Origin of the sequence: Bacillus xiamenensis (assembly GCF_001857925.1) — a bacterium.
Classification (GTDB): domain Bacteria; phylum Bacillota; class Bacilli; order Bacillales; family Bacillaceae; genus Bacillus; species Bacillus xiamenensis.
The window spans coordinates 168,231-191,041 of sequence record NZ_CP017786.1; the positions used below are offsets into that span (position 1 = coordinate 168,231).

At 43.3% G+C, this 22,811-nt stretch carries 23 protein-coding genes and 1 other annotated feature; all 23 genes read right to left on the minus strand.

All coding sequences use genetic code 11. The annotated features are described in order from the left end of the window. Positions 1–2: 2 nt before the first annotated feature. Positions 3–707 (minus strand): orotidine-5'-phosphate decarboxylase, encoded by a 705-nt coding sequence (gene pyrF / locus BK049_RS00805; protein ID WP_008354605.1) that lies wholly within the window; start codon positions 705–707, stop codon positions 3–5. After that, complete coding sequence (locus BK049_RS00810; RefSeq protein WP_071167648.1) at positions 679–1,611, minus strand: dihydroorotate dehydrogenase; 933 nt, start codon at positions 1,609–1,611, stop codon at positions 679–681. Before BK049_RS00810 ends, pyrF begins: the two co-directional genes overlap by 29 nt. After that, a complete protein-coding gene (locus tag BK049_RS00815) occupies positions 1,605–2,381 on the minus strand; it encodes a dihydroorotate dehydrogenase electron transfer subunit (RefSeq protein WP_071167649.1) in 777 nt (258 codons plus the stop codon). Before BK049_RS00815 ends, BK049_RS00810 begins: the two co-directional genes overlap by 7 nt. Then, entirely contained in the window at positions 2,378–5,593 is a 3,216-nt protein-coding gene (carB, locus tag BK049_RS00820; protein ID WP_071167650.1) for a carbamoyl-phosphate synthase (glutamine-hydrolyzing) large subunit, read from the minus strand. The genes BK049_RS00815 and carB overlap by 4 nt, the downstream gene beginning before the upstream one ends. Further along, entirely contained in the window at positions 5,578–6,672 is a 1,095-nt protein-coding gene (locus BK049_RS00825; RefSeq protein WP_071167651.1) for a carbamoyl phosphate synthase small subunit, read from the minus strand. Before BK049_RS00825 ends, carB begins: the two co-directional genes overlap by 16 nt. Next, positions 6,669–7,955, minus strand: a complete 1,287-nt coding sequence (locus tag BK049_RS00830) for a dihydroorotase (protein WP_008354616.1) — start codon at positions 7,953–7,955, stop codon at positions 6,669–6,671. The genes BK049_RS00825 and BK049_RS00830 overlap by 4 nt, the downstream gene beginning before the upstream one ends. Next, entirely contained in the window at positions 7,939–8,862 is a 924-nt protein-coding gene (locus tag BK049_RS00835) for an aspartate carbamoyltransferase catalytic subunit (RefSeq protein ID WP_008354618.1), read from the minus strand. The genes BK049_RS00830 and BK049_RS00835 overlap by 17 nt, the downstream gene beginning before the upstream one ends. 130 nt (positions 8,863–8,992) lie before the next feature. Continuing rightward, positions 8,993–10,321, minus strand: coding sequence for a uracil-xanthine permease family protein (locus BK049_RS00840; RefSeq protein ID WP_008354620.1), 1,329 nt, complete (start codon positions 10,319–10,321; stop codon positions 8,993–8,995). A 155-nt stretch (positions 10,322–10,476) separates the two neighbouring features. Then, a complete protein-coding gene (gene pyrR / locus BK049_RS00845) occupies positions 10,477–11,019 on the minus strand; it encodes a bifunctional pyr operon transcriptional regulator/uracil phosphoribosyltransferase PyrR (RefSeq protein WP_008354622.1) in 543 nt (180 codons plus the stop codon). A gap of 170 nt (positions 11,020–11,189) precedes the next feature. Then, positions 11,190–12,104 (minus strand): RluA family pseudouridine synthase, encoded by a 915-nt coding sequence (locus BK049_RS00850; RefSeq protein ID WP_008354624.1) that lies wholly within the window; start codon positions 12,102–12,104, stop codon positions 11,190–11,192. Beyond that, on the minus strand, positions 12,101–12,568 hold the full coding sequence (gene lspA, locus BK049_RS00855; RefSeq protein WP_008354626.1) for a signal peptidase II: 468 nt from the start codon (positions 12,566–12,568) through the stop codon (positions 12,101–12,103). The genes BK049_RS00850 and lspA overlap by 4 nt, the downstream gene beginning before the upstream one ends. Before the next feature lie 94 nt (positions 12,569–12,662). Further along, entirely contained in the window at positions 12,663–13,037 is a 375-nt protein-coding gene (locus BK049_RS00860) for a TraR/DksA family transcriptional regulator (protein ID WP_008354628.1), read from the minus strand. A 160-nt stretch (positions 13,038–13,197) separates the two neighbouring features. Continuing rightward, the gene (ileS, locus tag BK049_RS00865) at positions 13,198–15,963 is read right to left on the minus strand and encodes an isoleucine--tRNA ligase (protein WP_008354630.1); all 2,766 of its coding nucleotides are present in this window, start codon (positions 15,961–15,963) and stop codon (positions 13,198–13,200) included. Between the two features lie 59 nt (positions 15,964–16,022). Continuing rightward, positions 16,023–16,260: a binding site (T-box leader), on the minus strand. A 59-nt stretch (positions 16,261–16,319) separates the two neighbouring features. Beyond that, complete coding sequence (locus BK049_RS00870) at positions 16,320–16,814, minus strand: DivIVA domain-containing protein (RefSeq protein ID WP_008354632.1); 495 nt, start codon at positions 16,812–16,814, stop codon at positions 16,320–16,322. A gap of 26 nt (positions 16,815–16,840) precedes the next feature. Further along, positions 16,841–17,617 (minus strand): YlmH family RNA-binding protein, encoded by a 777-nt coding sequence (locus BK049_RS00875; protein WP_008354634.1) that lies wholly within the window; start codon positions 17,615–17,617, stop codon positions 16,841–16,843. Positions 17,618–17,670: 53 nt separating this feature from the next. Then, positions 17,671–17,952: a YggT family protein gene (locus BK049_RS00880; protein ID WP_008354636.1), complete on the minus strand. Its 282-nt coding sequence runs from the start codon at positions 17,950–17,952 to the stop codon at positions 17,671–17,673. Positions 17,953–17,958: 6 nt separating this feature from the next. Next, complete coding sequence (gene sepF, locus BK049_RS00885) at positions 17,959–18,417, minus strand: cell division protein SepF (protein WP_008354638.1); 459 nt, start codon at positions 18,415–18,417, stop codon at positions 17,959–17,961. Between the two features lies 1 nt (position 18,418). Then, the gene (locus BK049_RS00890) at positions 18,419–19,108 is read right to left on the minus strand and encodes a YggS family pyridoxal phosphate-dependent enzyme (RefSeq protein ID WP_071169168.1); all 690 of its coding nucleotides are present in this window, start codon (positions 19,106–19,108) and stop codon (positions 18,419–18,421) included. A 6-nt stretch (positions 19,109–19,114) separates the two neighbouring features. After that, on the minus strand, positions 19,115–19,978 hold the full coding sequence (gene pgeF, locus BK049_RS00895; RefSeq protein WP_034738110.1) for a peptidoglycan editing factor PgeF: 864 nt from the start codon (positions 19,976–19,978) through the stop codon (positions 19,115–19,117). A 212-nt stretch (positions 19,979–20,190) separates the two neighbouring features. Continuing rightward, positions 20,191–20,427 carry a YlmC/YmxH family sporulation protein gene (locus BK049_RS00900; RefSeq protein WP_008344958.1) on the minus strand — a complete coding sequence of 79 codons (237 nt, stop codon included), beginning with the start codon at positions 20,425–20,427 and terminating at the stop codon, positions 20,191–20,193. Positions 20,428–20,506: 79 nt separating this feature from the next. Then, the gene (locus BK049_RS00905; protein ID WP_071167652.1) at positions 20,507–21,283 is read right to left on the minus strand and encodes an ABC transporter ATP-binding protein; all 777 of its coding nucleotides are present in this window, start codon (positions 21,281–21,283) and stop codon (positions 20,507–20,509) included. Positions 21,284–21,414: 131 nt separating this feature from the next. Beyond that, a complete protein-coding gene (locus BK049_RS00910) occupies positions 21,415–21,771 on the minus strand; it encodes a PTS glucitol/sorbitol transporter subunit IIA (RefSeq protein ID WP_008354645.1) in 357 nt (118 codons plus the stop codon). A 26-nt stretch (positions 21,772–21,797) separates the two neighbouring features. Then, entirely contained in the window at positions 21,798–22,808 is a 1,011-nt protein-coding gene (gene srlE, locus BK049_RS00915; RefSeq protein ID WP_008354647.1) for a PTS glucitol/sorbitol transporter subunit IIB, read from the minus strand. Positions 22,809–22,811 lie beyond the last annotated feature (3 nt).

Below are 22,811 nucleotides of genomic sequence, written 5' to 3' on the forward strand. Positions count from 1 at the left end.
AGTCACTCCCACTCTTTCAAAATTTGTTGATAGGCGTCCACTGGGTTTACGGCTTTCGTGATGGATCTCCCAACAACGATTTGTGAAACACCTTGCTCTTTTGCAAAGGCAGGTGTCGCCACACGCTTTTGGTCATCGGTTTGATCATTTGGTAAACGAATTCCTGGTGTCACAGTGAGAAAGGAAGGTGAGATTTGCTCATGAATTACTTTTGATTCATGAACAGAACATACAACACCGTCAAGTCCACTTTCATATGCCAATTGTCCGTAATGAAGCACAGCTTCTTGTAATGGACGATCAATCAGTAATTCTTTTTTCATCATTTCTTCTGACGTACTTGTAAGCTGAGTCACAGCAATAATGCTTGGACGATTTTGCCCGGCAGGGGTTCCGCTTTCAAGCCCCTCTATCGCAGCCTGCATCATTCTTTTCCCGCCAGCTGCATGCACATTGACCAAATCTACACCAAGTGCAGCAAGCCGGTTCATTGCTTTTTGTACGGTTGTTGGAATGTCATGAAGCTTCAGATCAAGGAAAATACGGCAATTTTTTTCTTTCAGTGCGTCAAGGATGGCAGGACCTTCTTGGTAAAATAGCTCCATACCGACCTTGACGAATAAAGGTGTCCCTTCAAACAGATCTAAAAAGGCGTGCGCCTCCTGCCCTGATGGAAAATCAAGTGCGATGATGGGCAAGTGCTTCATGTTTCCAGCTCCTTCCGATACATTCCTCTACAGATGAATACCCATATGCCGTCAGCACATTCGGCAGCTCCTCAATGATTTCCGGGCAAATAAATGGGTTCACAAAATTGGCTGTCCCAACAGCGACTGCACTTGCTCCTGCTAATAGAAACTCAAGTACATCTTCAGCGCTTTGCACCCCGCCCATCCCAATAATGGGAATAGAGACTGCCTGACTGACCTCATGCACCATTCGAACGGCGACAGGCTTTATTGCAGGGCCTGACAATCCACCTGTTTGATTGGCAAGAATGGGTTTGCCTGTTTTTAAATCTAGACGCATACCAATCAAGGTATTAATCATGGTGAGCCCATCTGCTCCAGCCGATTCAATCGCTTTAGCAATCTCAGTGATATTGGCCACATTAGGTGACAGTTTCACATAGACAGGAACAGAAGAGACTTCCTTGACTGCCTTTGTCAATGACGCGGCCATCTTTGGGTCCGTACCAAAAGCGATCCCTCCTGTTTTGACATTTGGACAGGAGATATTCAGTTCGAGGGCATGGACATTCCTTGCTTGACTGATGTGTTTGGCCACTTCGACATAATCATCAACCTGTGAACCTGCAACATTCGCAATAATGGGTGTATCAAACTGCTCAAGCCAAGGTAATTCATGTTCAAGCACGCCTTTTAGACCTGGATTTTGTAAGCCAATCGCATTCAGCATACCGGCTCCAGTTTCGGCCACCCTCGGTGTTGGGTTGCCAAATCTCGGTTCAAGGGTCGTGGCTTTAATCATGATGCCGCCCAGCAAGGAAAGGTCATATAATGATGCGAATTCTTTTCCAAATCCAAAACAGCCTGATGCAGGAATGATTGGATTTTTTAAAGATAAGCCGGGTAATTCGATGTTTAGCATGATAGCGCCACCTCCTCCGCTTTAAAAACAGGTCCATCCAGACAAACTTTAACGTACGGTTTCTCGTGCTGATCGGTATGACAGACACAAGCAAAGCATGCACCGATTCCGCAGCCCATTCGTTCTTCCATTGAAATATAGACAGGCTTATCGGGATAAGAGTCTTTTAATGCTTTTAACATAGGTGTCGGGCCGCAGGAAAGCAAGACATCAAAGTTCAACTCATTCTCTTCAATGACATTTGTCACAAACCCTTTCGAGCCATATGTTCCATCAACGGTTGCGATAAACGTATCTCCAAGTGCTTGAAATTTCTCCTCATAAAATACATCCTTTTTCGATTGAAAACCGAGAACATGTTTTACGATGACGCCTTTTTTCGTTAACCGCTTAGACAGTTCATACAGCGGCGGCACACCTATTCCTCCGCCCACTAGTAATGCCGTCTGCCCAGGCTTTACGACTGAGGGGTCATACCCGTTCCCAAGCGGTCCTAACACATCGACTGATTCTCCCGTCCGCTTTTGGGAAAGGAGCTTTGTGCCCTCGCCCTCTGCGCGGTAAATGATGGTTGCTTCTTGCTTGCCGGCATGAATGTTGGCAATACTGATCGGTCTTCTCAAAAGCGGTGTCATGGATTCGCTGACCTTTATATGAAGAAATTGTCCAGCTGTTTGAAAGGATTCGACAAGGTCACCCTTTAATGTCATTTCGTAAATATGATCAGCGATCTCTCGATTCGAGACGACCATCAAGTATGCTTTTTTCATATCGTTACTGTCACCTCAGCATTCGTTTTCACTTCTGGCATTTCGTCTGCTCTAAATGTCATGCTCTCTAGCACTCTTAAAATCGCTTCCGCTGTATCTAATGACGTTAAGCAAGCGACACCATTTTCAACAGATTCACGTCTGATTCTAAAGCCGTCTCTTGCCGGCTGTTTTCCTTTTGTTAAGGTGTTGATGACAAATTGGGCTTCACCATTTCGAATGACATCGAGCAGGTTCTTTCCTTCTTCTCCTATTTTGCCGACAACACTTGATGGAATGGAGGCTTGTTTTAAGTAATTCGCCGTTCCTTCTGTAGCTAAAATATGATAGCCGATGGAATGGAATCTTCTTGCAATCTCAAGCCCTTCTTCTTTATCTTTATCAGCCACTGTGAGGAGAACTGTTCCGTCTTTTGGGATTTGAATGCCTGATGCAATCAATCCTTTGTAGAGGGCTTTTTCGATTGTGACATCTTTCCCCATGACTTCACCTGTTGATTTCATTTCAGGTCCAAGTGTAATGTCTACTCTTCTTAGTTTTGCAAAAGAGAAGACGGGAACTTTGACGTATACGCCTTCTTGCTCCACATGAAGGCCTTCTTGGTAGCCATAGTTTTTGAGCTTCTCCCCTAAAATGACCTTTGTTGCTAAGTTTGCCATTGGAATGCCCGTAATTTTACTTAAAAATGGGACAGTCCGGCTTGAACGCGGGTTCACTTCAAGTACATACACTTCTCCTTTTGATAGGACAAACTGAATGTTAAGCAGCCCAATAATGTTGAGTCCTTTTGCGAGTTTAATCGTGTATTCTGCGATTTTCGCTTTAATGTCCTCAGACAATGTTTGCGGCGGATAGACCGCAATTGAGTCACCAGAGTGAACACCGGCTCTTTCAATGTGTTCCATGATGCCCGGGATCACAACCGTTTCTCCGTCAGATACTGCATCTACTTCAATTTCTTTTCCTGTCAAATACTTGTCAATGAGCACTGGATGCTGCGGATTGACTTTCACCGCATTCTCCATATAGTGAAGAAGCTCGGCTTCTTGATACACAATTTCCATCGCACGACCGCCTAATACATAGGAAGGACGGACAAGGACTGGGTAGCCGATTAGATTCGCAATGGCTACTGCTTCCGGCACAGACGTAGCCGTTTTTCCTTTTGGCTGAGGTACGCCGAGCGTTTCTAATGTTTGTTCAAATTTGTCACGGTTTTCCGCGCGGTCAAGGTCTTCAAGAGAAGTGCCAAGAATTTTAACCCCTCTATTTGATAGTTCATCTGCTAAGTTAATCGCTGTTTGTCCGCCGAACTGAACGACGACACCTTCTGGTTGTTCAAGGTCGATGATATGCATCACATCTTCTACAGTAAGTGGTTCAAAGTAAAGCTTATCTGAAATACTAAAGTCCGTTGAGACCGTTTCAGGGTTGTTGTTAATAATAATGGCTTCATATCCTGCTTGTTTGATCGCCCACACTGAATGAACGGTCGCATAATCAAATTCAACCCCTTGTCCAATTCGAATGGGACCTGAGCCTAGGACGATTACGCTTTTTTTGTCTATTCGTTCTGATTCATTTTCATCTTCATACGTGCTGTAGAAATACGGTGTTTCTGATTCAAACTCCGCCGCACATGTGTCCACCATTTTATAAACAGGAACGATGCCTGCTTCTTGTCTTAGGTTGTAGACATCCGCTTCGTTCATGTCCCACTCTCGGCTAATATAGATATCTGAGAAACCTTTGTGTTTTGCTTCTTTTAACACGTCTACATTACCTTTGTTTTCTTTTAGCGTCTTTTCAAATGCGATGATGCCCTCCAGCTTATGAAGGAAGAAGTAATCAATTTTTGAGAATGCATGAATTTGCTCAACAGTATAGCCTCTTCTAAGCGCCTCAGCGATATAAAACAGACGCTCATCTCCCGCTTTGATAATCCGTTTTTCAAGCACTTCATTTGTTATGTCCGCTTCATCTTTTAATTCAATGTGATGCACATCTGCTTCAAGTGAACGAACAGCCTTTAAAAGAGACTCTTCTAATGTACGGCCGATTGCCATCACTTCACCCGTTGCTTTCATTTGCGTCCCAAGACGTCTGTTGGCAGATTCAAATTTATCGAACGGCCAGCGCGGGATCTTTGAAACGATATAGTCTAGTGCTGGTTCAAAGGCTGCATATGTTTTACCTGTGACAGGGTTCATCATTTCATCAAGCGTTAGGCCGACAGCAATTTTCGCTGCAAGTTTGGCAATTGGATATCCTGTCGCTTTAGATGCAAGCGCAGAAGAACGGCTCACACGCGGGTTTACTTCGATGATATAGTATTGAAAGCTGTCTGGGTCAATGGCCAGCTGAACGTTACAGCCGCCTTCAATGCCAAGTGCGCGGATCAGCTTGAGTGACACATTGCGAAGCAGCTGATATTCACGGTCACTTAACGTTTGGCTTGGCGCCACAACGATACTGTCACCTGTATGAATGCCGACAGGATCAAAGTTTTCCATGTTACAAACAACGATTGCATGGTCACCGCTATCACGCATGACCTCATATTCGATTTCTTTAAAGCCTGCAATACTCTTTTCAAGTAAGCATTGTGTGACTGGGCTTAGCTTCAATCCATTCTCGACGATTTCTTTTAGTTCTTGCTCGTTTGTACAAATTCCGCCGCCTGTTCCGCCTAATGTATAAGCCGGTCTGACAATGACAGGGAAACCGATTTGATTTGTAAATGCCATCGCTTCATCAAGGTTATGAATGATTTCACTTTCTGGAACAGGTTCATTTAGTTCATTCATCAGATTGCGGAATAAATCTCTGTCCTCTGCTTTTTGAATAGCTGAGAGCTTTGTTCCAAGTACTTCAACGCCGCATTCAGCCAGTACGCCAAGATCTGATAATTCAACAGCAAGGTTCAGTCCAGTTTGACCGCCAAGTGTCGGCAGAATCGCATCAGGCCGTTCTTTTCGAATAATTCGTGTTAAAAATTCTGGTGTCAGTGGTTCGATGTATACCTTGTCCGCCATTTCTGTATCTGTCATGATCGTCGCAGGGTTGGAGTTCACAAGAACGACTTCATAGCCTTCTTCTTTCAGTGCTAAGCAAGCCTGTGTACCTGCATAGTCAAACTCTGCTGCCTGACCGATGATGATTGGACCTGATCCAATGACTAAAATCTTTTTGATGTCTACGCGTTTTGGCATACTTCTTCCCCTTCTTTCTCAATCGTATGAATCATTTCCATGAACTCGTCAAATAAGTAGTTCGCATCTTCTGGTCCCGGTGATGCCTCTGGGTGATACTGGACAGTGAATGCCGGTGCTTCTTTATGTTTTAATCCTTCAATGGTGTTGTCATTTAGCGCAATATGTGTGACTTCTAGCACGTCTTCATTAATGGCACTTACCGTATAGCCATGGTTTTGAGACGTCAAGGTCACCTTGCCAGTTGCTAGTTCTTTGACTGGGTGATTGGACCCTCTATGCCCAAATTTCATTTTTTCTGTACTTGCACCGCAAGCAAGAGCGAATAACTGGTGTCCGAGGCAGATACCAAAGAGTGGTACTTTCCCAATCAGCTGCTGAATCATTTCAACCGCTTCTGGTACATCGACTGGGTCCCCAGGTCCGTTTGAAAGCATGATACCGTCTGGTTTTAGCTGTAAAACTTCATCTGCCGTAATATTGTATGGCACCACAATGACATCACAGTCACGCTTATTGAGCTCTCGCAAAATACCGTGCTTCATACCGAAATCGACAAGCACAATTCTTTTTCCTCTTCCTGGGCTTGGATACGCATTTTTCACAGATACTTGACTCACTTGATCTGTTGGCAGCTGCATGGTTTGAAGGCGGCGCACAACGTCTTCTACTTGTTCATCAGGTCCTGCAAAAGCCCCTCTTAATGTTCCTGCACTTCGAATCATTCTTGTCAGCTTGCGTGTATCAATTCCGCTAAGACCCGGAATATGCTTCATTTTTAAATACTCATCGAGTGAATATGAAGAGCGCCAGTTGGAGGGCTTTTCACAAAGTTCTTTTACAATGAGCCCTTTCACAAACGGTGTGATCGATTCAAAATCATCACGGTTAATGCCATAGTTGCCGATAAGAGGGTAAGTGAGTGTGACAATTTGTCCGCAGTACGATGGATCAGACAAAATTTCTTGATAGCCTGTCATCCCTGTATTAAAGACGACTTCTCCCACTGACGATTCTAAGCTGCCAAAGCCTGTTCCTTCGAATACTGTTCCGTTTTCTAGCACTAAGCGTCTCTTCATTTTACTAGTCTCCCCTCTTGATAAACGACTTTCCCAGATGCAAGTGTCATGACCGGCCATCCTGATACAGTCAATTTGTCAAACGGTGTATTTTGCCCTTTAGATAAGAAGCTTTTTTTATCAATTGCCATTTCTTTGTTTAAATCAATGAGTGTGATATCAGCTGTTTGACCTTCTTCCAGCTTACCGTATGGAAGAGAAAAGGCTTCTGCTGGTTTGATGGTCATATAATCAACGAGTTCTTTTAATGTCCATTCGCCTGTTTTCACAAAGCGTGTGTACAGAAGCGGGAACGCTGTTTCAAGTCCTACAATCCCAAAAGGTGCTCGCTGCATGGTTTCATTTTTTTCTTCTTCTGTATGAGGCGCATGGTCCGTTGCGATGAAATCAATCGTGCCATCTAAAAGCCCTTCGATGAGTGCCTCGCGATCTTCTGCTCCTCTGAGCGGAGGATTCATTTTATAGTTTGTATCAAGACCCGGGATGTCTGCATCACATAAAAGCAGGTGATGCGGTGAAACCTCAGCCGTCACTCGAATGCCTGCTTTTTTTGCATCTCGCACAACTCGCACTGATTCTTTCGTACTGATATGACAGACATGATAATGGCAATTCGCTGCTTCCGCTAAGAGAACATCTCTTGCAATATGCACCGATTCACAAATTGACGGTATTCCGTTTAACCCATTTGCTTTTGAATATTCGCCTTCATGAACGCATCCTCCATAAATGAGGGAATTATCTTCACAGTGCGCCACAATCGCTCGATCAAGACTCGCCGCCTTTTTCATCGCTTCGTACATCATGCCAGCTGTTTGGATTCCAACACCGTCATCTGTAAAGGCAAAGGCACCTGCTTCTTTTAACGCTGCAAAATCCGTCAGCTCTTCTCCAATTTGTCTTGTCGTGATGGAGGCGTATGGAAGTACTCTTACAGATGAGGTCTCTTCAATTCGGTTCATGAGCCATTCCATTTGCTCTTTTGTATCTGGAACCGGCCGTGTATTCGGCATCGCTGCAATGGTCGTATACCCGCCTCTTGCTGCTGCCTTAGAGCCTGTTTCAATGGTTTCCTTTTTCTCGCCGCCTGGCTCTCTTAAATGCACATGAAGATCAATCAAACCTGGTGATACAAAGAGACCTGCTGCATCAATGACCTCTTCTCCGTCTTCTCTTTCTAAGTGACCAATTGCTTGAATCACTTCTCCATCTACCCTTATATCCTGCTGCACTTTTTCCCCTGTGCTCGATAAGATAAAACCGTTTTTAATGAGATATGACATAGACAGAATCTCTCCCTTTTTGATGTAGTCTGCTCTTTTGAAAAGCTCTTTTTAACACAGCCATTCGGATATACACACCATTTTCCATTTGTTTGAAAATCCTTGACTGTTTTGACTCTACTAATGAATCATCTATTTCAACACCTCTATTTACTGGTGCTGGATGCATAATAATGGCTCGTTCTTTCATGTTGCGTGCTCTGTCTACTGTTAATCCATAAGTAGACAAGTAATTGTCATTACCCATTTTTTCTGTGTGTCTTTCATGCTGGATTCTTAGCAGCATCACCACATCAGAGCGTTTGATGGCTTCTTCCACGTCGACATGCGTGCCGTGAGGGTTTTGTTCATCTCGGAAGGAGGCTGGTCCTGAAAAGAGTACTGTCGCTCCCAGCCTTGAGAGGACTTCAGCATTCGATCTTGCCACCCTGCTATGCTTGATATCGCCATGAATCGAAACCGTTAAACCTTCGAAGCCGCCAAACTCTTCGAAGATGGTCATCAAATCCAGCAGTGATTGTGTAGGATGCTGCCCGCAGCCATCTCCTGCATTGATGATCGGAATCCCTACCTTCCCAATGAGCTCGTTGTAATATTCGTCGGTGCTGTCCCGGATGACACACGCCTTAACACCGATAGATTCCAGCGTCTTCACCGTATCGTAAAGCGTCTCTCCCTTTTGAACAGAAGTACTTGCCGCATCTAGATTTAGCACATTCATGCCAAGTTTCTTTTCCGCTACTTCAAAGCTAAAGCGTGTTCTTGTGCTTGGTTCAAAGAAGAGGTTCGCCACAAACTCACCTGCTAAGCCATGTTCCTGTTTCCCCTTCTTCAGTGCGGATGCTTCTTCAATCAGCTCTAAAATGTCTTCCTTCGATAAGCTGCTCATTGTCGATAGATCATTCATTTTTTCTTCCCCCTCTAGTTTTTCATCACTTTCAGGTTCAAAAAAACCCTAAGCCTCGGCAGCTTAGGGTTCTCCAAAAGAAGCAGCGGCGCTTTCGCACGTTCTGCTCCATTTAGAACCCTTGTCAGCCTCACTGGACTTCTTTTAAAAGGTTTTCTGTATTCGATTCATTTGACTCATCTTCTTCTGCCTTCTGATGCGGCAGAATCATGTTTAACAGAACGCCGGTAATGGCAGCGAGTGCCATTCCAGACAGCGTAAGATTGATTTGTTTCACCTCAATGAATGCCCCGCCGATGCCGATGACTAAGATGACAGATGCGATAATGAGATTGCGTTTTTCTTCAAAATTCACTTTATGATCAATCAGAATTCTGAGGCCGCTTGAGGCAATGATTCCAAAGAGCAGGAACGAAACGCCTCCCATGACCGCGGACGGCACTGTACTGATTAATGCTGAAATTTTCCCGACAAACCCGAAGCAGATCGCAAACACTGCTGCTCCGCCGATGACGAAGATACTGAACACTCTTGTGATGGCAAGGACGCCAATGTTCTCCCCATAAGTCGTTGTTGGAGGTCCGCCAATAAGTGAAGCGAAGATGGTCGCTGCACTGTCTCCTAAAATGGAGCGGTGAAGACCCGGTTTTTTAATAAAATCTTGTCCCACGACTTTGCTTAGCACCACTTGGTGGCCGATATGCTCAGACATCGTCACAAAGGCAACCGGCACCATCACTGTGAGTATGCTTAAGGTCACAGCAGGTGTATAGTCGACAAATGGGACAACGAAGTCTGGTACAGCAAACCATTTTGCGTCAATGACCGGCTGGAAGTTCACAATGCCTTGTGTTAAGGCAAAGAGGTAGCCGCTGATAATGCCGATGAGTACTGGGATCAAGCTAAGGAATCCTCTGAGGAAGATCATGCTGATAATCGTGACAGCTAGTGTAAAACCAGCGACCATTAAATGCTTAAGACTGTAAACATGTTCGGTTGCGTTTGGGTCTACATACATTGCCATGTTGACAGCTGTTCCAGCTAATCCAAGTCCGATGACCATAATGACTGGTCCTACGACGACCGGCGGCAGAAGCTTCATCAGCCAGCCTGTGCCCAGCCATTTAATGAATAGTGCAATGAGCGCATAAGCCACACCCGCCATGAAAGCACCTACCATTGCGGCTCCTGGTCCGCCTGTTGCTTTCACATTCACTATGGGGGCAATAAAAGCAAAGGACGATCCAAGATACGCTGGTATTTGTCCTCTTGTGATAATTAAGTAAACAATGGTTCCAACTCCGCTTGAGATGAGCGCAACGGCTGGACTCATATCAATGATCTTTGGTACAAGAATGGTTGCACCAAACATAGCAAACAAATGTTGCAAGCTTAGTGACAGCCATGTGAACGGTTTTGGGATATCTCGAATGCCTAAATTGGCTTTTTGCTGACTCATGATTTTCCTCCTAGATGTGTCCTTTTTCATTAAAAAAGCCTCTTTGCGAATATGCGCAAAGAGGCCTAGAAAAACCGTACACGTCATTTTAGCCGTGTGCTCGGTGTCTCTGTTATTGCCCTCTTTGCAAACTCTCTGGAATGCATTTAAAAAGGTTATTTTTCATATATAGCGACAAGGTCATTTTGATCTACTTCATTGAGCTGAACCATGACGGTCTCTGCTTTTGATGTTGGGATGTTTTTCCCGATATAATCCGCTCGAATCGGCAGCTCCCTGTGTCCCCGGTCGACGAGAACAGCAAGCTGAATGGAAGACGGTCTGCCTACATCTACAAGCGCATCCATAGCCGCTCTGACGGTTCTCCCTGTGAACAGCACATCATCCACGACAATCAATGTTTTGTCATTAATATCAGCTGGAATGTCCGCACCTTTGACAAGCGGTTCTTGATTGTCTGTCTTCTTTGTCAGGTCATCACGGTATAGCGTAATATCAAGTTCACCCACAATCACTGGGTTTCCTTCAATCTGCTCGATGCGCTCTGCAAGGCGCTTTGCAAGATGAATGCCTCTTGTCTTGATCCCGGCAAGGATGACATCCTTCATCCCTTTGTTGCGCTCAATCATTTCATGTGCGATACGGGTAAGCGCTCGTCTAATCGCTTGTTCATCAAGAATGACTGCTTTTTGTTCCATCTTTTACACCTCTTTTTGACAAATAAAAAGCCCCTTCTGCAAAGGGCAGAGAGGGGCGTTCATTTGTGCATACACGTGCACAAATTGATCCGTTATCCTTCTCAGCCTCTCTGGACTGTTTTAAAGAATCTCAATTTCTTCGTTTATTATTTCAAAAAAAGAACGGCCTGTCAATCGTTATTTCTTAATGAATCGATAAAGCCCCGCATATCAGCTGGAATTGGTGCTGTGAATTCCATGTATTCTCCTGTTCTAGGATGATCAAATCCTAACACACCTGCATGCAGCAGCTGGCCATTGAAATCAACGGTTTTTCTTGGGCCATACTTCGGGTCTCCTGCAAGAGGATAGCCAATATATTTCATATGAACACGAATTTGGTGTGTTCGTCCTGTTTCAAGACGGCATTCAACAACCGTGAAATCTTTAAAGCGTTCAATGACATCAAAGTGAGTGACTGCCTGTTTTGCGTTTTCTTTTGTGACTGTCATGCTTTGGCGGTCTTTTTTGTCTCTGCCAATTGGTGCATCAATGGTCCCTGTGTCGTGCTGGATGATACCGTGGACAACAGCTGTATATTTTCTAGTGACGGTTTTAGCCACTAACTGATTCACAAGTGACTCGTGCGCCAAATCATTTTTAGCGACCATTAAAAGCCCAGACGTATCTTTATCAATTCGGTGGACAATGCCAGGTCTCATCACGCCATTAATGCCTGATAGGTCATTACAATGTGCCATAAGTCCATTCACAAGCGTCCCTGACACATGACCTGGTGCTGGATGAACGACCATTCCTCTTGGTTTATTCACCACTAGCACATCTGCATCCTCATAATAAATATCAAGATCCATTGATTCTGCTTCTACATTAAGTGCTTCTGGATCTGGAATCTCCACCTTGATTTGGTCTCCAGCTTGCACTTTGTAATTCGCTTTGACATGTTTCCCGTTTACTTCGATCAGCCCGTCCTTTACCCACTGCTGGACTTGGCTTCTTGACCATTCCGGTTCTGTTGTGCTTAAAAATTTATCGAGCCGTTCACTCGTTTGTTCTTCTGAAACGGCAATGTTTACTTGATTCATGTAGTTGACTCCTTATTTTTCTTTCCATCTAACAGCATTTGAATGAAGAGCAGAATTACCCCTACACATAGAGAAGAATCTGCAATATTAAAGATTGGATAATGATAATCCCCAAATACGAAATGAGCAAAATCCACCACTTCCTGACGGAAAATACGGTCGATAAAGTTTCCAATCGCTCCGCCAAGCATTAAAGCCAGTGCAACGCCAAGCAGTTTGTCCTTTTGTCCATGCTTTTGCAAGTAGTAGATAATTCCTGCAATAACAACGAGTGTGATGACATAGAAAAACCACATTTGCCCTTGGAGAATTCCCCATGCGGCTCCTGAATTTCGGTGGGACGTGATATAAAAGAACCCATCAATGACTGGAATAGAATCTCCGAGCATCATATTCTTGACAATGAGCCATTTTGTTAATTGATCTAAACAAATGATAAAGAATGCGATTATGTAATAGAACACACACGTTCCTCCAACTTCATACTTTGATCTTTAAGCATTTTATCAAGAAAACAGGAAGGAGTAAAGAAACTTTAGTTGACAGACAAAAACCTCCCTACATGTGGAAGGCTTCAAAATGAGAATCGTTTGATTCGTGAGGATAAGGGGTGAATGCTTTTTTCTCGTATTGCTTATGATATAAAAAATCGTCAGTCGTACGGGCTGTCGGAAGAATACTCATTTGTTCAAGCGGGATGGGTTGACCTGTCGCCTCACATATGCCATAGGTTCCTTGTTCAATTTTTGCAATAGCGAGCGACACATCTTGCAGTTCTTCTTTTATATGATAAAGAAGCGTTGTGGTTTTCGCTTGATTAAACGTGACATGTTCAGCGGGTGAACGAAATGATGCATATTCAAACAGCTTAGATTGCAATTCTTCTTTCATTTGAAGGAGTTCCATGTAAATCGTGTCTAGATCGCCATTCATGTCGCTGTTTCAACTCCTGCCCTCTCGTGATAATCATATTGTTGCCCCGCCTGCTTACTTTAAAGCCATAAGATTTTTCCTTTCGTTCTAAACGCTGTCATTTTCGCAAAATAGAAAGCGCCCCGCTATATACGGGGCGCTAGTTGGTGATGTCACACTGTTAATTCTGGTAATATTTCTCCACGATTTCAGCATTTTTCAGCGACAATGTTGGGTATTTCGGATTTGCACCAACATCCTTTGAAATAATGCGAGAACGTTCGCACAGTTCTCCTTCTGCTTTTTGAACCACAATACGTCCTGATGTGTATTGAGGCGCTGATGCGTCTGCAAGCTGCTCATCTTCTACCGTTAATTCTGAGATGATGAAGAGCTGCTTCACATCTTCTTTAATGGATGCAAGAAGCTGCTTCACTTCATCTGTCGCATAAAGTGTCACACTGGCTTCAAGTGAACGTCCGATGACTTTCTCATTACGCGCAATTTCCAGTGCTTTCAGCACATCATCACGTACTTCCATAAAGCGGTCAAACTTCGTTTCCGTCGCTTCCGCTTGAGGAACAGTTACACCTTCTGGCATATCCGTTAACTGAACACTTGGCTCTTCAACAAAGCTTAAGTGGCTCCATAATTCATCTGCTGTGTGCGGAAGAATTGGTGCAGTCAGCTTCACTAACGCCATTAATGTTTCGTAGAAGACCGTTTGCATGCTGCGGCGGTCCGGATGATTCGCATGCTCAATGTACACCACATCTTTTGCAAAATCGAGATAGAATGAGCTTAACTCAATCGTACAGAAATTGTGAATGGCATGATACACAACAGAAAATTCGTAGTCGTCATATGCTTTTTTCACTTTATTGATCAATTTATTTAATTTGATCAGGATATATTGATCCACTTCACGAAGCTCTTCAACTGGCACCGCATTGACTGCTGGATCAAAGTCAAAAAGGTTACCATGCAGGAAGCGGAAAGTGTTACGGATTTTACGATATACTTCTGCTACTTGTTTTAAAATATCATCAGACACTGGATGATCGGCCTGATAGTTAACAGAAGACACCCAAAGTCTAAGGATCTCCGCACCGAGCTGCTTTGCAACCTTCGTCGGATCAATTGTATTGCCTAATGATTTACTCATTTTGCGGCCTTCTTTATCAAGCGTGAAGCCATGGCTGAGAACACCTTTATATGGTGCTTTTCCAGTGACTGCAACTGCTGTAGATAAAGATGAGTTAAACCAGCCGCGATATTGGTCAGAGCCTTCAAGGTAAAGGTCTGCCGGACGAACAAGATCATCTCGTTCTTCTAAAACCGCTTGGTGAGAAGAACCGGAATCAAACCATACATCCATGATGTCCTGCTCTTTTGTAAATTCGCCGTTCGGGCTGCCTGGATGTGTAAAGCCTTCAGGCAATAATTCTTTCGCTTCTTTTTCAAACCAAATATTTGAGCCATGCTCTCTAAATAATTGAGATACATGCTGAATTGTTTCGTCCGTGATGATCGGCTCACCATTTTCCGCATAGAAGACCGGAATTGGAACGCCCCATACACGCTGTCTTGAAATGCACCAGTCACCTCTGTCACGCACCATGTTGAATAGGCGTGTTTCGCCCCAAGCTGGAACCCATTTCGTTTCTTTAATATTGTCTAATAGCGCTTCTCTGAAATCTTTAATCGAAGCAAACCACTGAGCTGTCGCACGATAAATCGTTGGCTTTTTCGTTCTCCAGTCATGTGGATAAGAGTGCGTGATAAAGTCGAGCTTTTTCAGGGCGCCTTTTGCTTCAAGCTGCTCTGTGACGGCTTTATTGGCATCCTCGTAGAATAGTCCTTCAAAACCAGGTGCTTCTTCTGTCATGACACCTTTTTCATCTACTGGACATAGCACCTCAAGACCGTATTTCATACCGACAATAAAGTCATCTTCCCCGTGACCTGGCGCTGTGTGAACACAGCCTGTTCCTGCATCTGTTGTGACGTGATCGCCAAGCATCACAAGAGAGTCTCTGCCGTAAATCGGGTGCTCTGCAACAATGGTGTCTAATTCTTTTCCTTTTAGTGTTTTAACAACTTCGTAATCGTCAAAGCCAAGTGTTTTTGCCACTTGTTCAGCGAGCTCAGATGCGACAACATATCGCTCCGTACCAACTTGGAGCACACTGTATTCTAGGTTTGGATGAACGCAAATGCCAAGGTTTGCAGGAAGCGTCCAAGGTGTTGTCGTCCAGATGATGAACTGTTCGCCGTTTTCAAGTACACCTTTGCCATCTTTCACTTTAAATGATACGTAAATAGATGGTGAGCGTTTGTCCTTATATTCAATTTCCGCTTCAGCAAGGGCTGACTCACTTGAAGGAGACCAGTTAACAGGTTTAAGACCTTTGTAAATATAGCCTCTTTTCGCCATTTCACCAAAGACAAGAATTTGCTGCGCTTCGTATTCAGGCTTTAATGTCACATATGGATTGTCCCAATCTGCTCTTACGCCCAAACGTTTAAACTGATTGCGCTGACCTTCGATTTGTTTCCAAGCATACTCCTCACATAGTTTACGGAATTCTGCTGTAGACATTTCTTTTCGTTTGACTTTTTTATTTTTCGTAAGGGCTGTTTCAATCGGTAAGCCATGTGTATCCCAGCCCGGCACATACGGTGCATGGAATCCATTCATTGATTTAAAACGAACAATAAAATCTTTTAGGATTTTATTAAGTGCGTGTCCCATATGGATGTCACCATTCGCATATGGAGGTCCATCATGCAAAATAAAGGTCGGGCGTCCCTTTGTCCGCTCTAAGACCATTTGATAGATGTCTTTTTCTGCCCACTTCTCTTGGATTTCAGGCTCTTTGTTTGGCAAGTTCCCTCTCATTGGGAAATCTGTTTTCGGCATTAATAAGGTGTCTTTGTAGTTCATACCCATTCCTCCACATGCAAATTCTGATTAAAAAACAATAAAAAAAGCCCTCTCATCCCATAAGGGACGAGAAGGCTTGTCTCGCGGTACCACCCTTTTAGATAAGCGCTATAAAACAGCCGCTTATCCACTCTAAAATCGTAACGTGATTAGACGCCTTTTCTTACTGGTCCATTTCAGAAAAGGAACTAAAGGGGTGATCTCATTGCAGCGTCTCGTAATGTCAGGCTTCCACCATCCCTGATTCGCTTTATTACGCATGTAACCGCTGCGAGTGTCCCTTTCAAACGTTTATCTCTTGTTAATTTATGATGGTATTATATGCAACATGAGCACGTCATGTCAAGATGATGCGCTTATTCTTTTTCGTCAAAGACAGCATCTACTTCATATTCAAGCAAATGATCCCAATCATCATTTTTCAGCAGATCAAGCTGAGCTTCAATCAGCATTTGGAAACGAGTTCTAAAGACTTTTGATTGTTTCTTCAGCTCTTCGATTTCCATCGCAATCTTTCTTGATTTTGATAACGCTTCGTTGATAATGCGGTCAGCATTTTTCTCTGCTTCACGAATAATCAGTTTTGCTTCTTTGTCAGAATGGCGTTTCACGTCTTCTGCTGCTTCCTGTGCAACAAGAATTGATTTGTTTAATGTTTCTTCGATTGTTGCAAAATGACTTAGTCTTTCATCAAGCTCATTGACTTTGTCTTCAAGCTCGTTCTTTTTGCGAAGCACGATTTCGTAATCTTTACGTACTTGGCTTAAAAACTCATTTACTTCATCTTCGTCATAGCCGCGAAAACTTTTTGTGAACGTTTTATTATGAATATCATTAGGTGTTAATGGCAACCTCGCCACCTCCAGATTCAAGTTCGTTATGTCAGAAGCTCAAATGTTACTTTGAATTTATCTTTTTTTGTCTTCCCATCAATTGTTTTTAAGCTAAAGCGGCCAAATCCCCTCACAGAGAGCTGATCGCCTTCACCAATTGTAAAGGATGGGTCCTCAGTGACTTTCCAGTTGACTTTCACAAGGCCATTTTTGACCAAAAGCTGTGCTTTTTGCCGAGACTGACGGCTGACAGCAGCACATACAGCGTCAAGCCGCAATGAAGAAATGGTATCTTCTTTGATGTCGGTCTTGCTGATGACCGGTTTTATATCTGTCTGGCTAATTTCTTCTAATGAAACGGATGCTCTGCCGACATGCGTTAGCTGCGCCCGAACAAAATCGGCGACATCGCTTGTACAAATAAACTTTACATCATCGTCTAAAAATAACAAATCACCGAATTTTTGACGCTTCAGGCCTGTCCCAATCAGTGAGCCAAGAAGCTTCGGGTGTTCAATGGAAATAAACTTTTTCGCATAGTTCACCTGAAAATAAGACAGCTCAAAGTCCTGAATAGACGGTTCTAAATAATCTGGATAGATGAGGGCTCTTTTGCGCTCCGCTTTCTCATACCCGCCAAAAAACATGATGCCGAGTTCATCAGAATGCTGGATCACGGACTGGGTAATAAATTGCTCACGCGGGTCCAGAAAGTCCGTTAATTTCAATCGATATTGGTCGAGTGCGATTTTTTTCCAGCCTAACACTTGATCGACAAATGGCTGTTCGTCTTTTCTAAAATGTTGATAAATATCGCTCATTTTGTTCCCCTTTTATGTAAAAGAGCCTGGCAGCGCCAAGCCCGGCAGCCTGTTTACATGAATCGTACAATCATATTATAAAGACCAGTTAGTCCATAAGATGATGCAAAACGAATCACAAGCAATGCCACAATTGGCGAGATGTCAATCATGCCAATTGGCGGAATGATTTTACGAAATGGTTCTAAATACGGTTCGCAAATGTTTGCCAAGAAGCGGCCAATTGCTGTTTCTCTTGCAGAAGGCACCCATGACATAAAAATGTAAATAATAATCGCGAATGAGTAAATCGTTAATACCGTACCCAAAATATTAAAAATAAAATTTAGAATCACTATGATTTACCACCTCTGAGGTTCTTCCTCTGTCAAAAGTTCTGATATTGTGCCAGATACATCCACATTATCAGGAGTGCAGAGGAATATATTCGAGCCAATACGCTGGATATCTCCACCGATTGCATAAACGGTTCCGCTTAAGAAGTCGATGATTCGCTTTGCTTGATCGTGCTGAATGCGCTGCAAATTGACGACGACTGCACGTCTGTTTTTAATATGGTCGGCAATCTCCTGCGCCTCTGCATAAACACGCGGCTCACTTAACACCACTTTAGAGGATTTCTGCACGCTTTGCAAGCTGACGACATTTTGTTTTCCTGCCTGAGGACGCTCTTGAAATGCCGCTTTATCTTTCATATTTTTTTCTTCTTGTGCTGGTTCTCTTTCTTCATCAATGTATTCATACTCATACTCTTCATCGTCGAGTGTGAAAAAGCTTTTAAACTTATTTTTTATGCTCATGTCACGCACCTCCTGTTTCATTTCCAACAAGTGAAGAGCCAATCCGAACAAATGTCGCACCTTCTTCAATTGCGATTTCAAAATCGTTTGACATGCCCATCGATAAATGCTGACAAGGTGCATTTACTTGGTTCAGTTGTTTTACCTCTTGCTGAAGGTTTTTTAATGTTTTAAAACAGTTTCGTATCACAGTGTGATCATCTGTGAAAGGAGCCATCGTCATCAGTCCAGCAATTTCAATATGTTTGAAATCAGCGAGCTGTTTGACAAATGGAATCACGTCTTCGCTTTTTAAGCCGTGCTTTGACTCCTCAAGTGATGTGTTCACCTGTACAAAGCAGCGAACCGTGCGATCCGCTCTTTTTTCGATTTCATTCGCCAGAGACATTCTGTCGAGCGAATGTAAGTAGTCAATTGTCTGAATGACAGATTTCACTTTTCGTGTCTGTAAACTGCCGATGAAGTGCCAGTTAATGTTTTCATCGGTTATCGCCGCCTGCTTTTCAAGTAACCCTTGGTCACGATTTTCACCAAAGTGCAAAATTCCGGCTTCCTTGGCTTCTAATGCTCGTTCAATCGAGACATATTTTGTGACAGCGACGACCGATACATCAGCTGGATTTCTACCTGCTCTTTTACATGCTTCGTTGATTTGTTCATTTATTTGTCTGAGATTCTCTCGTACATTCAATTGCACTTATGCCTCCTTAAACCCGACAAAAGACATCATACGTCCTGTTTTCCCTTGATCACGCCGGTGTGAGAAGAAAAGCTGATCATTGCAGCTTGTGCACATCGAACTGACATGTATGTTTTCTTCTTTTATTCCTGCATGAAGCAATACGTTTTTGTTTAATGTTTTTAAGTCTATTTTGTATTGTCCTTGTGACATTTCGGAATACACATCCTCTGTTGAAAAAGGAAGCTTTTTCACCTGATCTATGACAACATCATCTACTATGTAGCAGCAGCTGCCAATGGATGGTCCAATGACGACTTGTATGTGATTGGCTTCGGCACCTTCTTGGTGAACCCATGCATCAACCATGTTGGCGCCAATTTGCTTGACGGTTCCTTTCCAGCCGGCATGAGCTGTTCCTATCAGGCCATTTTGCGGTGCTAGAAAATAAAGCGGAACACAGTCAGCGAAACAAAGAGCGAGCATGATGTTTGGTTCAGAGGTGTATAAGCCGTCTGTTCTAGAGAGTGCCTCATCATACTGAAGACTTCCTCTTCCCCTTTGCTCCTTCGTAACTTTCATGATGCGATCCTCGTGTGTTTGGTCAGCAAACACCCAATGAGAGAGCGGCACAGCAATCGCATCTGCTATGGCCTGACGATTCATTTGGACACTAGAAGCATCATCTCCTACATGGAGTCCAGTGTTCATTGATTGATATGGAGAAAGGCTGAATCCGCCATTTTTTGTCGTAAATCCGGCCAATACCTTTTTACCAGAACATACCATGTTCGTCCAATCATAAATGGTCATTGCATAAGATGATGTCTGCTGAAAGGGGTCATATTTGTCTATCAAAGCGGCCTCCCACCTTTCATTCATCTCTCTTTATATCGCTCCTATTTTACCACAAGACATGCATAGACAGTTAGTGGGATTCATTAAATATTACACTCAAATGTGCCCTTTCTACAGGTTTTTTTTCAAATTGATATGAAAACGTAATCTTTTTACCCGAAAAAGACATTGATTGCTGAGAATGGAGAGCTCGTTTTAAGGAAAAATGGAATCATTTGTTGCGGAGTTTATACGAATTAAGAAGACAACCGGACAAGTATCACATCTTCGCCAATTTTTACTATATTTCGCCATGGGACGATCATTTCCTCCTCTTTTCCGAAAAATCCCATCATTTTACCTGTCCCTCCAATGATAATCGCCTGTATTTTACCGCTTGTGACATTGATATCAATGTCTCCAATGGTACCTAATTTTTTTCCGCTGGACACATCGACGACATCTTTGATTTGGAATTCAGAAATACTGATCATCTGTCCTTCCCCGCCTTTCGTTTTCTACTATAATATGTATGATGGAAAAGCAGGGAAGCAGACCAATAGTTTCTCTTATCTACAATTTACTTAAGTGAGGACGGCCGTTTTGCCACATGACTTCGACTGGACATTCAAAAAAGGAAGAAAGCAAGTCACTTGTCATCATCTGCTTTGTTTCCCCTTTATGAAAAACAGTACCTTCTTTTAATAATAAGGTGTGCTGAAAAATCGGGAGAATCTCTTCTGCGTGATGGGTCGTATAAAGCAATGTGGGTGCATCAGGCTTTGATGCAATGAGTGAGATCGTCTCCAGCACTTGTTCCCTTGCTAAAAAATCAAGACCTGTCACAGGTTCATCTAAGATCAGGAGCTCCGGATCATTCATTAAAGCCCTCGCAATCAGTACTTTTTGTTTCTCTCCTTGTGAGAGGGTTTCATAAGTCCGATTGGCATATTTGAATGACCCAAACGCTTTTAAAAGATCAATTGCTTTCTCTCTCATATCGTCTGTCGGTGTTTCATAAAGCCCAATAGAAGCAAATGCTCCGCTCAGAACAATTTCAAATGCATTGTCGTCTCCGTGCAGTTTCTTTTCAAGTCCTGCAGAGATAAGGCCAATTTTCTTCCGTAATGTTTCACCAAGAGCATCCTTGCCAAACACATGTCCCAGCACCGTCATCTCACCTGACGTTGGAAAATAATACGAGCAGAGCATATTTAATAAAGCGGTTTTTCCCGCACCATTTAATCCATAAAGCACCCAGTGTTCCTGTTTTTTTACCTGCCAGTCAATAGAACGCAGCAGCCATTTTCCATTTCGCTTTAAAGAAACATCCTTTAAATCCAGTGACACAATCTTTTCCCCCTGAATGAAAATTCTGAATATAAAAATAATGAATGTCTACAGCATATCGCAAATGTCCCATTCGGTAAACCTCACGCAAAAAAAGCTGCTCCTATAGAGGAACAGCTTTTTTTGCGTGGTTACGAAATTTCAATTCGTACGCCTTCTTTTATATCAGGAAACGTGTGTGGTGATGCAAAAACAGCTCCCGGTAAGACTTCATCAAACGGCTCTTGGAAGTAGATCGAAATATGGCCGAGCTCCTTAAAGTTGTCATTTGCTTTATTGCCAAGTGCAGTAATGGTGTACGTTTGGTCGCCCACTTGAATGGTTCCGCCTAATTTCAGTGGCTCTTCTTCTACATGTTCGAACTCATGAATGACCGACATATCCTTTAATTCCTGCGGCGCTGCTGGTCCAAATAAAACAATCAGCTTATCTTCTTTAAACTGCGGGACTAATATCCCAATTTCTTTTACAACAGATTGTGTTACCATGTATCTCGATTCCTCCTTTAATACGTTTAATACATACCGAAGCTGGCAACGTATGCGATCACAACAGATAGAACCCCTGTAATCAGACGGCTATACAAAACAGCTGGTACCCCATATTGTACCGTTTCAGGCTTCGCTTCACCAAGTGATAGTCCAACTGGGATAAAGTCACACCCTACTTGACCGTTGATCGCAAATAGTGCTGGAAGGGCAAATTGAGGTGGAATGTTACCTAGTGCGATTTGACTACCAATGAGAACACCGATGACTTGTGCAATGACTGCCCCAGGTCCTAAGACAGGTGATAGGAACGGCAATGTACAGACCACAACGAGCAGTAAGAGCCCCCATAGAGATCCTGCCAAAGGTGATAGGAAATGAGCAATCAGATCACCGATTTTTGTATAATTGATAATTCCAATTAACATACTGACAAAAGCCATGAATGGGATAATATTTTTCAAAAGCATATCAACAGAGTCACGGCCAGCCTGATAGAATGTGCCGGTTACTTTCCCGATTCCTCTTGAGAATCTCATCAAGAAATTACCTGATTCTTGACGTTCGATATTTTCCTGTTTTAGCTTTGAATACGTTTCTTTGAAGTTCTCTTTATCAATCGATTCACTGCTTTCTTGACCTTCTGCTACCGGTTCACCATCAGATGCTTCCGCAAAGGAAATATCTTTTTCCGTTACGCCTGATACGAAAATATCTTCTGTAATATGTTTGGCAAGCGGTCCAGAAGGAGAGGATGCCAGCACATCTACAGTTGGAATGCGCTTCATTGGATAAAGTCCGATTCGAGCAGTTCCTCCGCAGTCAATGACAACACACATCATTTCATCTTCTGGAATAGAGTTTTTAAAGCCATCACATGCTTCTGTCCCTGTCATTTCTGCAATTTTACGTGCAACTGGGTGAATGCCTCCCCCTGTAATGGAAACGACCTTTCTTCTTTTACCGGTTGGTTCAAGCACTAAGCCTTTTCCCCATCCGCCAGCACCTTTTGCAACAAATACTTTGTGGTTTGTCATGTC

Coding starts and splice junctions, on each gene's coding strand:
- pyrF (WP_008354605.1), bottom strand. CDS start 707: ATGAAGCACTTGCCCATCATCGCACTTGATTTTCCATCAGGGCAGGAG.
- BK049_RS00810 (WP_071167648.1), bottom strand. CDS start 1,611: ATGCTAAACATCGAATTACCCGGCTTATCTTTAAAAAATCCAATCATT.
- BK049_RS00815 (WP_071167649.1), bottom strand. CDS start 2,381: ATGAAAAAAGCATACTTGATGGTCGTCTCGAATCGAGAGATCGCTGAT.
- carB (WP_071167650.1), bottom strand. CDS start 5,593: ATGCCAAAACGCGTAGACATCAAAAAGATTTTAGTCATTGGATCAGGT.
- BK049_RS00825 (WP_071167651.1), bottom strand. CDS start 6,672: ATGAAGAGACGCTTAGTGCTAGAAAACGGAACAGTATTCGAAGGAACA.
- BK049_RS00830 (WP_008354616.1), bottom strand. CDS start 7,955: ATGTCATATCTCATTAAAAACGGTTTTATCTTATCGAGCACAGGGGAA.
- BK049_RS00835 (WP_008354618.1), bottom strand. CDS start 8,862: ATGAATGATCTATCGACAATGAGCAGCTTATCGAAGGAAGACATTTTA.
- BK049_RS00840 (WP_008354620.1), bottom strand. CDS start 10,321: ATGAGTCAGCAAAAAGCCAATTTAGGCATTCGAGATATCCCAAAACCG.
- pyrR (WP_008354622.1), bottom strand. CDS start 11,019: ATGGAACAAAAAGCAGTCATTCTTGATGAACAAGCGATTAGACGAGCG.
- BK049_RS00850 (WP_008354624.1), bottom strand. CDS start 12,104: ATGAATCAAGTAAACATTGCCGTTTCAGAAGAACAAACGAGTGAACGG.
- BK049_RS00860 (WP_008354628.1), bottom strand. CDS start 13,037: ATGAATGGCGATCTAGACACGATTTACATGGAACTCCTTCAAATGAAA.
- ileS (WP_008354630.1), bottom strand. CDS start 15,963: ATGAACTACAAAGACACCTTATTAATGCCGAAAACAGATTTCCCAATG.
- BK049_RS00875 (WP_008354634.1), bottom strand. CDS start 17,617: ATGAGCGATATTTATCAACATTTTAGAAAAGACGAACAGCCATTTGTC.
- sepF (WP_008354638.1), bottom strand. CDS start 18,417: ATGAGCATAAAAAATAAGTTTAAAAGCTTTTTCACACTCGACGATGAA.
- pgeF (WP_034738110.1), bottom strand. CDS start 19,978: ATGAATGAAAGGTGGGAGGCCGCTTTGATAGACAAATATGACCCCTTT.
- BK049_RS00900 (WP_008344958.1), bottom strand. CDS start 20,427: ATGATCAGTATTTCTGAATTCCAAATCAAAGATGTCGTCGATGTGTCC.
- BK049_RS00910 (WP_008354645.1), bottom strand. CDS start 21,771: ATGGTAACACAATCTGTTGTAAAAGAAATTGGGATATTAGTCCCGCAG.
- srlE (WP_008354647.1), bottom strand. CDS start 22,808: ATGACAAACCACAAAGTATTTGTTGCAAAAGGTGCTGGCGGATGGGGA.